This window comes from Vibrio comitans, assembly GCA_024346835.1.
GTDB classification, from domain to species: Bacteria; Pseudomonadota; Gammaproteobacteria; order Enterobacterales; family Vibrionaceae; genus Vibrio; species Vibrio comitans.
Genome location: AP024866.1, coordinates 1587771 through 1600519, shown reverse-complemented (window position 1 = coordinate 1600519; position 12749 = coordinate 1587771). Strand labels below are relative to the sequence as shown.

The 12749-nt window shown below is 44.1% G+C and carries 11 protein-coding genes; 8 read left to right on the top strand and 3 right to left on the bottom strand.

Going from position 1 to position 12749, the window contains the following annotated elements:
* Positions 1-37: 37 nt before the first annotated feature.
* Both ssb and OCU46_RS07255 read left to right on the top strand, forming a co-directional pair.
* The gene (gene ssb / locus OCU46_RS07260; RefSeq protein ID WP_141271392.1) at positions 38-541 is read left to right on the top strand and encodes a single-stranded DNA-binding protein; all 504 of its coding nucleotides are present in this window, start codon (positions 38-40) and stop codon (positions 539-541) included.
* A 228-nt stretch (positions 542-769) separates the two neighbouring features.
* The gene (locus OCU46_RS07255) at positions 770-1351 is read left to right on the top strand and encodes an SH3 domain-containing protein (protein ID WP_244311404.1); all 582 of its coding nucleotides are present in this window, start codon (positions 770-772) and stop codon (positions 1349-1351) included.
* Between the two features lie 68 nt (positions 1352-1419).
* Here OCU46_RS07255 and OCU46_RS07250 read toward each other — a convergent pair whose 3' ends face one another.
* The 3 genes from OCU46_RS07250 to OCU46_RS07240 form a co-directional block, all read right to left on the bottom strand.
* Positions 1420-2496 carry a threonine aldolase family protein gene (locus OCU46_RS07250; RefSeq protein WP_141271391.1) on the bottom strand — a complete coding sequence of 359 codons (1077 nt, stop codon included), beginning with the start codon at positions 2494-2496 and terminating at the stop codon, positions 1420-1422.
* A 51-nt stretch (positions 2497-2547) separates the two neighbouring features.
* Positions 2548-4191 (bottom strand): SgrR family transcriptional regulator, encoded by a 1644-nt coding sequence (locus OCU46_RS07245; RefSeq protein ID WP_141271390.1) that lies wholly within the window; start codon positions 4189-4191, stop codon positions 2548-2550.
* Positions 4192-4307: 116 nt separating this feature from the next.
* Complete coding sequence (locus OCU46_RS07240; RefSeq protein ID WP_141271389.1) at positions 4308-4997, bottom strand: VV20781 family protein; 690 nt, start codon at positions 4995-4997, stop codon at positions 4308-4310.
* A gap of 520 nt (positions 4998-5517) precedes the next feature.
* Here OCU46_RS07240 and OCU46_RS07235 point away from each other — a divergent pair.
* The 6 genes from OCU46_RS07235 (at position 5518) to OCU46_RS07210 (ending at position 12736) form a co-directional block, all read left to right on the top strand.
* A complete protein-coding gene (locus OCU46_RS07235; RefSeq protein ID WP_167495380.1) occupies positions 5518-6072 on the top strand; it encodes an outer membrane beta-barrel protein in 555 nt (184 codons plus the stop codon).
* A gap of 356 nt (positions 6073-6428) precedes the next feature.
* On the top strand, positions 6429-7655 hold the full coding sequence (gene sbcD / locus OCU46_RS07230; protein ID WP_141271387.1) for an exonuclease subunit SbcD: 1227 nt from the start codon (positions 6429-6431) through the stop codon (positions 7653-7655).
* Positions 7655-11326 carry an AAA family ATPase gene (locus tag OCU46_RS07225; protein WP_141271386.1) on the top strand — a complete coding sequence of 1224 codons (3672 nt, stop codon included), beginning with the start codon at positions 7655-7657 and terminating at the stop codon, positions 11324-11326. Before sbcD ends, OCU46_RS07225 begins: the two co-directional genes overlap by 1 nt.
* A gap of 102 nt (positions 11327-11428) precedes the next feature.
* Positions 11429-11623, top strand: a complete 195-nt coding sequence (locus OCU46_RS07220) for a hypothetical protein (RefSeq protein WP_141271385.1) — start codon at positions 11429-11431, stop codon at positions 11621-11623.
* A 24-nt stretch (positions 11624-11647) separates the two neighbouring features.
* On the top strand, positions 11648-12010 hold the full coding sequence (locus OCU46_RS07215) for an MmcQ/YjbR family DNA-binding protein (protein WP_141271384.1): 363 nt from the start codon (positions 11648-11650) through the stop codon (positions 12008-12010).
* Positions 12011-12169: 159 nt separating this feature from the next.
* Positions 12170-12736, top strand: a complete 567-nt coding sequence (locus OCU46_RS07210) for an acyl-CoA thioesterase (RefSeq protein WP_141271383.1) — start codon at positions 12170-12172, stop codon at positions 12734-12736.
* The last annotated feature ends 13 nt before the right edge of the window (positions 12737-12749 follow it).

The window sequence follows — 12749 nt, the reverse complement described above, 5'->3', positions numbered from 1 at the left end:
TCTCTGAGTGAGATAAGCAAATAATGAAGGAATCACAATGGCATCACGCGGCGTAAACAAAGTAATCATCGTGGGTAACTTAGGTACCGATCCTGAGTTACGTCACTTCTCAAACGGTAATGCAGTAGCCAATTTTACGGTAGCAACATCAGAAACTTGGCAAGATAAATCAACAGGCCAACAAAGAGAAAAGACCGAATGGCATCGTATTTCTGTTATGGGGAAGCTTGCCGAAATTGCGGGTAATCACCTTCGTAAGGGCTCTCAAGTGTATATCGAAGGCCAATTGCAGACACGTAAATGGCAAGATAAGTCGGGTCAAGAGCGTTACACCACTGAGGTGGTTGTTCAGGGTTTTAACGGCACGATGCAAATGCTAGGCGGTCGTCAGCAAGGCGAGCAAAGCCATCAAGATAATCAATATGGCGGTGGTGCTAATCAAGGAAATCAGTTTAACCAGGGCAATGCACCGTCAAGTCAAACTACCTCACAGGATAGGTTTACACCAAGCCCAGATGACTACGACGATATCCCGTTCTAGCACTTAAATTTGGTTGCAATTGTTCCCATTGAGCTCAACATTTTGTTGAGCTTTTTTTATACTTACTGGTCCAGCTTTTTGAGCTTGAATATTAAAGACACTTTACGTCGCCACTGTTGATATCTTGTACTAATTAGCAGTAGGAAACGATCCTTACTGTCGTAAATTGATAAGAACAATCTAGACGTCAGCTTTATACTACAAGCTGATAATGAGTGGGGTACAACAGTGTGTGACGAAGAAGAGTGTGGCAGTATTTTTGAAGATATCTTATTAGGTTTTGGTATCTTCTTTTTAGTGATGGGATTTTTTAGATTACTGATTGCTGCAGTAGAGGCACTGTTTGTTCTGATTAGCTTTTTGTTTAACTGCATTTTGTGGGTTTTCTACAAAGCTAAATTGCTATCCACAAAAAGTACAAACCGTTCATCATCGCATGCTCACCAGAACGATTTAGCGACTTACCAAGGACGTATTCCATATGCACAAGGCTTAACGGCTGTCGTGATGATAGTAGGTGGCTTATTCCTGTTTATGGGTAACGACGCGAGCAATGTGTCAGCCAATGAGGCTTTTCGTGAGAAGAGTAAAGTGGTGCAAACTGAGCCTGCTAAAGTACCGATGCTAAAGGCTAGGGTGCTTGCCTCGCAGCTAAACGCTCGGTTAGAGCCTCACGCAAATGCTAAGATCTTGTATAAGCTAAAGCGTTACCAGATTGTTGATGTTTACATGAAGCAAGACGGCTGGTGGCTAGTTGAGTTTAATGGGGTAAGAGCTTGGTCTAGTGCTAAATATCTGTCAGCTGAATAAGCACTGATAGTGACACAAAACAGCAAAGAAAATGCCCAATTTATGAAGATAAAATTGGGCATCATAATTTAGACAGTTTTGCTTGATAACCATTCAAAGATCGCAACCAATTGAGCATCTTCTAAGTGAAGTAGTGTATCGCCCACATACCATTCAATCATTGACTGCAAAGGGTTTCCTGTTACTTGCGGATTACCTAGCCATATCCCTTGCTCCTGAGCCAGTTGATCTCTTAACTTCACTGCCGTTTCGTAATCAAAGGGCAAGATCAGGTGAAGCATATTCGCTTGAGGTTTTACTGGGTTGAGTGTGAAACTTGGGTATTTTGAGATGAGTGAATAAAGCGCTTTTGTACGCTCGTACAACAAAGGCATTTGCTCTAAACGTTGATCAAATTGCATGGCTGCTGAAACTACATAAGGCGTTCTATGATAGACATTGCCACCCTGACGTTGCATCCATTTACGAGCTAGGGCAATAAATGATTCATCCCCCAGTAATATAGATCCTCCAAGCCCGCCTAAGCCCTTATACAAAGAGACATAGGTTGTATCAAAACCAGCAGCGATCTCGTGATAGGGCTTATTATAGAAAGCGGCAGACTCCCACAAGCGAGCTCCATCCATATGTAGATGTATGTGATTGTCTTTGCAGTACGTTTTGATCGTTTGTAGTTCTTCCCAAGGCAGCAACTGCCCGCCAATTTCACGCATAGGCAGCTCGTAAAGTACGGCAGATAGTTCATCTGGGCACGATGCGAGATCTTCGACTGTCCATGGTCGGTAACGGTTGCCAAGATTGAGGATATTGAACCGCTGTTGCAATTGATAGTTTTGATTCTCATGGCGAAGAATATGGCTAGTTTCATGCATTCCAACGAGCTTATTGCGTTTTTGTCTGCAGACAAGATCTAACACGGTTGGCTGAGTCAGTGTGCCCGTCATGACAAATAGCCCTGCTTGATAGCCCAATAGCTTTGCAATTTTAGCCTCGAATTGCTGGATCAAGTCCCCCTCACCATAAACATCGTGTTCAATATCATTGTCTGCGCACCACGCTGCCATTTGAGAAAAAAGCTCAGCGGGAGTTGGAGTTTGGTGGCCTGAAATGATGAGGCTGCAATCAGCTCGCAGGTTTTTTGTCATTGTTTACTTATCCTTTGCTGTTAATTGTTGATGCTAATGGAGCAGTTAGGTTCAACTTTCTCTTTTATCAAACCAAATTTTGCTGATATCCATAAAACCAAGACTATTGATTACCGTTCCTCGAAGGGTTTGGTGACGGTGAAAGGCGTAGGACTTTGTCCATAGCGGTATAACTCGATATTGCTCTAAATAACGCTGCTCTATAAGTGACAGTGTCGCGTTTGTGTCGGGTGCATTTTGAACTTCCGCAAGCCATTGTTGTTGCTTGAAAGAGGTGAGCATGCGTTTTGCTGATGCGCTGAGCAAAAGCCAATAATAATGGTCAAGAACAGGGTCTGCACCAATTAAGAAATTTTCAATCCACACGTCCGCTTTCGAGAACTCGTCAACATACTCTATTTGAACGTCGTGCTCATTCAGTCGATTCCAAAAGTGGTGTAAAGCATCACTATTTTTTTTCAGAACCTTTAATGAATGAGGAAGCTCTAGTGATTCGCTTTGGCGTGAATGAGCGTTAGAGTCGAGCGCAACAGAATGATTGAATAGAGAGTGGGAAATAGTATGGCGAGCCTGATAGTGCTGTTTTAGGACTTCTTGCGTAACACTCGCTAGTGATCTCCTAATGTCATCGTCCAAGCTTTTGTTCATGCACAAACCCTTACAGCCAAGGCTTGACCCTAATAATTCTGGGGCATTGTCTATGCGTTTTTCTGAATCCTCAAACTCTAACAAATGGCCTACTGACGTTTTATTTGTCTCTAACACATGCCAAAACTCGGCAGATTTAAGTATGCCGTGATGAGCAAAATAACCCGTGTTCTTCAGCAGTGTCCAATGATCAATGGTTTTTGTACCCCAATGATACGCGCCTGTACCATAGGGAAAATTTGGCTCAGCGGGATTGTTTAAGTATATCGATGCATGGATATCGGCTATGGCGTGCAGAAATATTGGGTCGTCAAAGGTGAGGGTGACTTCTACCCATTGACGATTTACCTCAACGCTTTCAATACTTTGATAAAGTTCATTAGCGATGGTATTGGGTTTCTTGTGGGCAAGTAGTACTTGCTTGACGTGCTCTGGTGTTAGTAATTCCCCATTATGGAAGTGCACATCGGGGCGGATACGAAAGTAGTGTGTCAGCCCTTCTTGATAAAACTGATGAGCAAGACGAGGGATGAACTGTTTGCTGAGCGGTTCAAAATCAACAAGCGTATCAAACATTGCAGATACAATTATTCCAGCATTTCGATCCACCATATGCATTGGGTGGCAATTAGGTAGAGAGTAGGGCACAAGTGATATGAGTTTGTCTGAGCGCTGGTTATCTTCCGAAAATTCAATCATCCATTCAGGAAGGCTCTGTTTAAAGACTTTCTGGTAGTTAAAAATATCCGCATAGCGAGCGGCTTCGTTGAGTTCACCGCCCGCGACGTATGTCTTGAGGACGTCAATGAGCACAGTATGAAATGAGCGGACTATTTGTAGCTGAGTTTTGATTCCTCTGCCTCTTCCAGGTTGCCAGTTTACCCAGCCGAGTTCTGCTAACGTTTTCATTGTTTTAGCGACGTTGCGAGTTGAGCAAGACATGATCTGAGCTAAGGTTTGACTATCCACCACAGAAAGCGCGGTACCAAAGTAGCGGTCGAGTTGTTTCAGGCGGTTCAGTTGAATGGTGTTGGTGGGTTTTACCATAGCGAGCCTATTAAGGTGAACAATATAGGATAACCTAAAAAATATAGTTCACCTTTAATGAGGGTCAACCTAAAGGGGGGAGGTTGACCCCATTAAAGTAGTGCTAGGTGATTTGCTTAAGAGTCGCTATCTGGTCTCCAGCTTAGTGCGCTTGCAATACTACCGACAACAATGGCATCTTGTTGCTGCTGTGTAATCTCTGGCAACATCTGCAGAGTCATAGAGCCATTGGTTTGAGTCGCAGCGACTTCTTTTCTATTGAGTGTAAAGCTGTATCCGAGAGGTTGTCCCCCTTCAAATGCTGAGCCTTGTGCTTTTTTAACTGCAGCGAGTTCTACTTTGGTTCCATCAAGAGTAACAAATCCAAACTCTTTACTTGCCCCAAGCATGCTTTTCTCGGTTTTGATTTGGTAATGGCCTACAGAGGTGCCGTCTTCAGTGATATCACATTGGAACGGATCGCTATCGGACATAGCAATCGAACCGAGATTAAAACTGGACTGTTCACCACTGCATTGAATCTTCCAATGATGGCCGCTATTACTGTCAATAGTGGCAACCATATCACCGTCACTTGAATCTACTACACCAAACCAACTTGATTTAGTTGCATCTCTAGAGAATTTACCAGAGTAGAGTTCTGCAACCTTAAAAGTGCCTTGTTGTCCAAATCCGCCAAATTTACCATCCACGGTGATGGGAATGATAGGTTGTGCCGCCACGGCGTCTGTTTTAACCATCATAGCGGTAGAGGCGCAGCCAAAAAGAGTGCTTGTAACCAGTAAAGCTAACGTTAATTTTTTCATTACCATCCACCCAATGTTTAATTGATGGAGGGATTCTATGAAATTTTAATAGGAATAAAGAGGAAGAGTGATTATGAAGCTGTTCCACTTTTAGCAGGCTTCTATTGATAAAGGGCTAAAGCGATGAAAACACCTGAGCACGACGTGTTTTTACGTATCCGTGTTTTTACGTATCAATAAGGACTCATAAAAAGGTCGCCTGAAAGGGGACTTTACAGGCGACATTTACTTTTAAGGCTTGGTTTTTCGCATGGACTTAATGCAATTAGTCTTTTTTCTGACTCCAAGCGTGAAATGCATTGCGGTGTTGTTTCTGCTGCATTCTCTGCTTATGTTTACATTGTCGACCAATACGGGTTCTACGTGTGCGGGTAAGGCGGTTCATTACGTTTACCAAAGACTGTGGTTCATTGCATCATGCAACGAACAAAAGGGTGAACAGCTGTACAATAACTGTTCACCTTTTAAGTATGTATCCAATTGTAGAATCTTTCCTAATTATTTTGCAGGAGAGATCACAATGAAGCACATTCAATGGGCAATCTTAAGTGTAGCGCTGGTCGCAGGTTTAGCTAACGCAAGTGAAGCAAGCAATGCTGCTTCCGCTGATGAAGGCACGGGCTTTTTCTCTGGTATCACTCTGGGAGCCGGTTATGCGCAAGACAATATTGATGGCAAAAGCCTGAAAGGTTATAGCGTATTTTCAAGAGGCTATTTGGTTCGTTCTTGGAAAGATTATTTGTTCACAGACTTTCGTGTTAGCACAACATCAAAAGATGATGTTGTTGGTCGCTATGACGCGGATCTTGAGCGATACCAGGCAAGTATCGGGGTTGATTATCCTTACCATGCTTCTGAAACTATCACAGTAAAACCCTATCTGACCTCCGGTTGGTCTTGGGACAAGTTGGAAGCAGGACCGGAAAAAGTGCATGACAATGGGTTCTTAGCGGCTGTCGGTGTAGAGACTCAGTTTGGCGACCATGTTGTAACCAACCTTGGGTATTCAGAGCAGTTCTCTGGAGACTTAGACGCGAATCAGTTCATGCTAGATGTAGGCTACAAGTTTAAATAGTCACTTTCTAAAACCCACTAATAAAACAGTGGGTTTTTTATGACACACTAGTCGTACTAAGCACCTTAAGTTTGGTTGGGGACGATAAATGTCGCTAATTAACAGTATGATGAGCACTACTTAACGCACAAGGTGAAGTATGATGTATACCCAAGGCGATTTATGCCCCCATTGTGGCATTCTTATCATGATGCCAACAGATTTAGAGCCAGTCTGTCTGTGTTGTGGTAAAACTATTAATGAAGACGATGATGAATAGTTAGAAAGATTAATTCTTGCGCTACTAAGCCTTATTTCTCATAGAGTTACCTTTCCTTAACATTGAATTATAAAACTACTTTCTTACGTTGGTTTTGATGAAAATATTGCACACCTCTGACTGGCATCTAGGCCAGAATTTTTTTACCAAAAGTCGTTTGCCAGAACACGAAAAATTCATCCAGTGGTTATTGGAGACCGTCGAGTCTGAAAAGGTTGATTGCGTGATCATTGCAGGAGACGTGTTTGATACCGGAACTCCACCAAGTTACGCAAGAGAGCTCTATAACCGTTTTGTCGTGGATATGCATCGCATAGGGTGTCAATTGATTGTGCTTGGAGGCAACCACGATTCGGTCGCCATGCTCAATGAATCAAAACAGCTTCTAAAGCAGCTTCATACTCAGGTGATAGCGAGCGTAGGCACAGAGACCTCAGAGCAAATACTAGAAATAAAAAATGGTATCGGAGATGTTGGCGCTATCGTGTGTGCCGTTCCTTTCATTAGACCAAGAGACATTGTCAAAAGCGTATCGGGTGAATCGGGGAGTGAAAAACAAAAGGCGCTGGGTGATGCGATAAAAGCTCATTATTCCACACTCTATCAGCAAGCTGTGGCGTTGCGTTCACAGCGAGAATTAGATGTTCCGATCATCGCAACAGGGCATTTAACCGCACTGGGTGTAACAGCCTCCGAGTCAGTGAGAGACATCTATATTGGTACCCTAGATGGTTTTTCAGCAGATGGATTCCCACCGGCAGATTACATTGCCCTAGGACATATACATCGACCGCAAAAGGTCGCTAAAAGTGAGCATATTCGATATAGCGGTTCGCCTATCTATTTGAGTTTCGATGAACTGAAATCTCAGAAGCAAGTGGTACTAGTAGAGTTCTTATCAAGCCATGTTGCAAGCATTGAGCCTGTTGCCGTTCCTTCATTTCAGCCGATGTTTTCCTTGAAGGGCGATTTAGCGAGTTTGCAGCAGCAACTGGATAGTATTGACATAGAAGAAGGCACATCTGTATGGGTGTCTATCGAAGTAGAGGTACAGGACTACTTAACGGATCTTCAGCAAGCCGTGCAGAAGATGATCGGAGATAAAGAGATTGAAGTGTTGCAACTTCGCCGCTCAAGAGCGCATAGAGATCGCACTTTAAATCAAGAGCAGACCGAAACCTTGTCTGAACTGAGTCCGATAGAAGTGTTTAGCAAGAGATTAGCCATTGAGGCCTTTGACACTGAAGAAGACAAAGCCAGAGAGCAACGGATAACCACACGATTTAAGCAGATTGTTGAAGATGTCGAAGGGGAGAAACCATAATGAAAATCCTTAATCTAACCTTCGAAAACCTAAACTCGCTCAAGGGAAAATGGCATATCGATTTTTCATCACCTTCTTTTATCGAAAGCGGTTTGTTTGCGATTACCGGTCCTACTGGTGCGGGTAAGACAACCATTCTCGATGCCATTTGCTTAGCCATCTACCATGAGACGGCAAGGCTTGGCGGCATCTCAACCTCGAACAATGAAATCATGACTCGTGGCACCGCCAGTTGCAGTGCCGAAGTCGAATTTGAGGTGAAGGGTAAGGCGTATCGAGCACACTGGAGCATGCGCCGCTCTCGCAACAAGGCTGATGGTAATTTGCAGCCGGCGACGGTTGAACTTGCGGAAGTCGACTCCGGCACTATTATCGCCGACAAGGTGAAAACGAAGAACGATCAGGTCAATGAGATCACGGGGCTAGATTTTTCTCGTTTCACTAAATCTATGATGCTCTCTCAAGGGCAGTTTGCTGCATTTCTCAACGCCAATGCTAACGATAGAGCCGAGTTGCTAGAAGAGCTTACAGGTACTGAGATCTATGGCCTGATCTCTGAACGTGTTCATCAACATTATAGCGATGCAAAAATAGCCCTAGGGCAACTCAATGCAAGAGCTGAAGGTGTAGCACTGCTGTCGCAAGAGCAGCTTAAAGAGCTAAGCGAGCAACAACTAAAGCTCTCCTTATTGAGCACGAGTCAGCAGTCGCAGTTAGCGTCATATCAAACTCAGCTGAACTGGTGGCAGCAGCAACACACTCTAGAACAAAAAGTGACAGTGCAACAAAATGTTCTCACTACGGCACAAGCAGAGCATCAAGCATTACAGCCGGAAATAGAAAAACTGCAACGCAGTGCTCCTGCTGAAGGTCTGCGCACCAGTTTTGAATTATGGGCTAACACTAAGTCAGAAAATGAACAACTTGAGTCCCAGGTTGTTGCTAAACAGCTATCCATTGATGAACAAAATAAAGCCCTAGAACCACTTCAAGAAAGTGTGCATCAAACCCAGCAGAATCTTAATCAAGCCGTTGAGCAACAAACCCATCTACGAGAGTTAGTGCAGCATAAAATAGTCCCTCTAGATACCCGCATTGCTGAGCAGAAAAAATCAGTGGCACAACAGAACACTGTGGCAGAGGAGTCTGCTCAAGCGTTGCAAGGCCAAAATAAAAAGAAGCTTGAATTTTCTGCGCAGATTGAGTCTGCATCTAAAGCGGTGATAGAAGGGAAAACATACCTAGACGCGCATGCTAAGGATGAATGCCTGCAAGGTGCGTTGTCTTTGTGGCTTCAGAGCTATAAGCAATATGAACAATCACAGACAAAATCGAAACTGACAACAGAGTCGGTGACTACCCTTAATGACGAGTACGGAAAGGGTAAGCAGTCTTTAGATTTAACGCAGAAAAAAGTAGAAGAGCTAAAGCGCGCTTTGCTAGAAAAATCCAAGCAACTTTCTAGTACACAACAACAATTAGAATTAGCCTCTAAAGAGGGCGATGCAACAACTCTGCATCAACAATTGCAAGCTTTGCTAAGCAGTCAACCAAGCTATGTAAGACTAGAAAATGGCAATGCCAAGTATGCTGAGAACTGCAAGGCAATACATGATCTTACGCAGTTAATAGATGAGCAAACAGTCTTGACGGCGCAGAAGCAGCAACAGGTGACTGAACTTCGCGGCAAGCAGGCACAACTTGAGCAAAGCATATCGGACATTAGTCAGCTTCTTGATCAGGAAAGTGAGCTGGCGAAGTACAGAGCGCAGTTAGATAACCACTCTCCGTGTCCGCTGTGTGGGTCAGCTGAGCATCCAGTGTTGCAGACGAGTAGCAATCTTGACGTGAAAAACTTGCTGACGCGATTAACCGACGCAAAGAATCAGCTCATTCAAACAAACACAGAGTTAAAACAGCAAGAAGCGCAGCTAAATACGCAGCTTAGCCATTTACAGCATGCTCAGAAAAGACATCCCGAGCTAGTACAAGAAAAAGAGAAGATACAAGAAGGGTGGCGCACTTTTACAGCATCACTGGGCTTGGTTTTAGAATTAGGTGACAACCAAGCGGTTGAGCGCTTGCTACAAGAAAACCAACAGCAGCAACAGGGCATTAATGCTCAACTTAAGCGTTTGGCTGAACTCCAGAAATGTCGAGATGAAGCGCATAAGGCGGAGCAAGAATGCCAAGTCACTCTTACATCGTTGAATGACAACTTAAATAGTCAATCCAATGCGTTAGCTATTCTAAACAGCAAACTGGAATCAGCGCAAAAAGAAGCAAAACAATGGAGTGATGCTGCAAGCACGGTTTGGAATGAACTGGCTACACAGGTCAGAGAGTCAGGGTTTAATTTACCACAGGCCGATACCGAGCAGTGGTTTAAGCAAAAGCAGCAAGACCTTACTCGTTGGCTGAAACTGACGTCTGAAATACAGCAAGCAGAGCAGCAACTAGATAGATTACGCACTCAAAGTAATGCATTAGATGAATCGCTAGTGTCAGCAAACACCAGATTAGTTCAAGAACAGACTCGCTTAAAAGAGATGGAATCAGCTCTGTTAAACGATGAGAATCAGCGCCGAGAGTTATTTGCTGATAAATCGGTAGCACTTGAGTCTGAAAAGATGCGTCTAGAGGTGGAACAAGCTGAGAAACGCTACAAAGTCGCTATGGAAACTAGAGACACGTGTAAGGGTAAAATTGCCACGCTAACAGGCGAGTTAACGTCAATGCACAAGCAGAAGCAGCTTGTTGGCGATAACCTCATGCAGCGCACTCAGACGTGGGAGAAGGAATTACAGTCGAGTCCTTTCTCGACGATTAATGAGTTTCAGACGGCTTTACTATCTAAACAAGAAAGAGATGAGCTCACTTCCAAAATTGAAGAGAGTAAAAAACGCCTTGAACATGCAAAAGCAACGCTCAGTAGTGCAAGCTCAGCTGTAATTACACATAAGCAAGATGCCGAAGACAAAGGCTGGGAGTTACAGCCTCAGGCTACCCTTGAGCACGAATTAGCACTAGTGAAACAAGAGTCCGAACAAACGCTAAAACAGCAGGGTGAGATTACTCAACAAATCGCTTCAGATGAAGAGAATCGCCAGCGATTGAGTGGCTTACTGGATGAAATAGAGAAGTTCCAGCAAGAGTACGTTGATATCTCACACCTGAACTCGCTGGTGGGTTCGGCCAAAGGAGATAAGTTTAGGAAGTTTGCCCAAGGCCTGACACTAGAGAACTTAGTGTATCTAGCGAATAAGCATTTGGCGCGTTTTCATGGTCGATATGAGCTGAAACGTAAGTCTGATGATGGACTTGCTCTTCAGGTATTGGATACCTGGCAGGGTGATGCAGTGCGTGACACCAAGACTTTATCCGGCGGGGAGAGTTTCTTAGTCAGCCTTGCATTGGCCTTATCCCTTTCTGACTTGGTAAGCCATAAAACCAGTATCGATTCGCTCTTTCTTGATGAGGGCTTTGGCACCCTTGATGCCGAGACACTTGATATGGCTCTTGATGCGCTCGATAACTTGAATGCGTCGGGCAAGATGATTGGCGTTATTAGCCACGTTGAGGCGATGAAAGAGAGAATACCATTGCAAATCAAGGTGTCGAAGCGAAGCGGCCTTGGTGTCAGTGAGCTTAGCCGAGAATACGCAGTGTAGTTGCAAACAGGTAACCGAACAGTCGCTTCTATAGCGACTGTTTTTGTCTTGAATATCGCTATTGTGAAAACAGATTTATAATTGATTCTATAAGGTATAGCGATGGTTAAGTGGGGTGTGGGTCTAGCGGTTGTATTGGCGCTTTTAAGCTACTGGGAATTGGCACTATTAGCCATTATCTGCATCCCAATTATTATGGTGGCTCTCCCGACTATGGTCATTACAGCAGGGGCTATGCTAGGTGTAGTGCTCGCCAAAGGGCTATTGATATTATTGCTAATCTTGATCTTTGGGTAAACGTTGAAATGATGTGGGGTGTGTATGGATTACCAAGACTTCAATCAATTTTGTAGCTCATTTAAAGCAACTAATCATGTTGTGCAATGGGGTAATGCTGATGTCTGGAAGGTGGGCGGTAAAGTATTTGCTATTGGTGGGTGGAGTAAAGATAAAACACCTGCATTCACATTCAAAACCTCTGATCTGAATTTTCAGTTTCTAAGTGATCATGATGGATACATACCTGCACCGTACTTTGCCAGCCGCGGAATGAAGTGGATTCAACAGGTGGATACCAGTGGTCATTTGGATGAGGAGCTCAGATATTATCTGTCTGAATCCTATCGCTTGGTTGCCCTTGGCCTAAGCAAACGTAAGCGCGCTGAGCTAGGCATCGACCTCTAGTTTGTCCTATATCTTTCCTTCTACATCTCACTAAGACAACTTCATTGTGCGTGTCACTATCAACTTGTACTAAACTAACTCATCTGACCACTCTTAATGTTTGCCACGCGCGTCTTAGCATGGTTATGCAGTAAGTGCTTAAGTAAAGGAGAACCAAGCATGTACCCATTTTTGCGCCTTGCCAAAGTGTATTGGCAAGCACGAAAACAATCGGCACTAAAAATAAGTGATAAAACCACCACCTATTTTTCTTGTCGCCCATGGGATCTTGATATTTTCAATGAGCTAAACAATGGCCGAGTGTTAACCCTTTACGATCTAGGGCGAACTGCGCTGGGGATCCGTTGCGGGCTGATGAAGGTACTAGCAAATAAACGCTGGGCATTGGTCGTAGCAGGCAGTTCGGTACGTTATAGAAAGCGCATTCACATGTTCAACAAGATCACCATGCATACTCAATGTGTAGGCTTTGATGATAAATGGCTTTATGTAGAACAATCTATGTGGGTAAAAGGGCAGCCTTGCTCTTCGGTATTGATAAGAGCCGGTGTGACATCTAAACAAGGTATCGTGAGTCCAAGCGAGGTGTTAGAAGCGATGGGCGAACCCGATCTGTTTGGCGCACTGCCACTTTGGGTCAATGAATGGGTAGATTCAGAGCAGCACCGCCCATGGCCACCATTAGATGGTGAGGTGGAAGCCGCACCACAAGTAGAGCAAGCTTAGCTATTCTGTTCTT

Coding starts and splice junctions, on each gene's coding strand:
- OCU46_RS07245 (WP_141271390.1), bottom strand. CDS start 4,191: ATGGTAAAACCCACCAACACCATTCAACTGAACCGCCTGAAACAACTC.
- sbcD (WP_141271387.1), top strand. CDS start 6,429: ATGAAAATATTGCACACCTCTGACTGGCATCTAGGCCAGAATTTTTTT.
- OCU46_RS07215 (WP_141271384.1), top strand. CDS start 11,648: ATGGATTACCAAGACTTCAATCAATTTTGTAGCTCATTTAAAGCAACT.
- OCU46_RS07250 (WP_141271391.1), bottom strand. CDS start 2,496: ATGACAAAAAACCTGCGAGCTGATTGCAGCCTCATCATTTCAGGCCAC.
- OCU46_RS07235 (WP_167495380.1), top strand. CDS start 5,518: ATGAAGCACATTCAATGGGCAATCTTAAGTGTAGCGCTGGTCGCAGGT.
- OCU46_RS07210 (WP_141271383.1), top strand. CDS start 12,170: ATGTACCCATTTTTGCGCCTTGCCAAAGTGTATTGGCAAGCACGAAAA.
- OCU46_RS07240 (WP_141271389.1), bottom strand. CDS start 4,997: ATGAAAAAATTAACGTTAGCTTTACTGGTTACAAGCACTCTTTTTGGC.
- ssb (WP_141271392.1), top strand. CDS start 38: ATGGCATCACGCGGCGTAAACAAAGTAATCATCGTGGGTAACTTAGGT.
- OCU46_RS07220 (WP_141271385.1), top strand. CDS start 11,429: ATGGTTAAGTGGGGTGTGGGTCTAGCGGTTGTATTGGCGCTTTTAAGC.
- OCU46_RS07225 (WP_141271386.1), top strand. CDS start 7,655: ATGAAAATCCTTAATCTAACCTTCGAAAACCTAAACTCGCTCAAGGGA.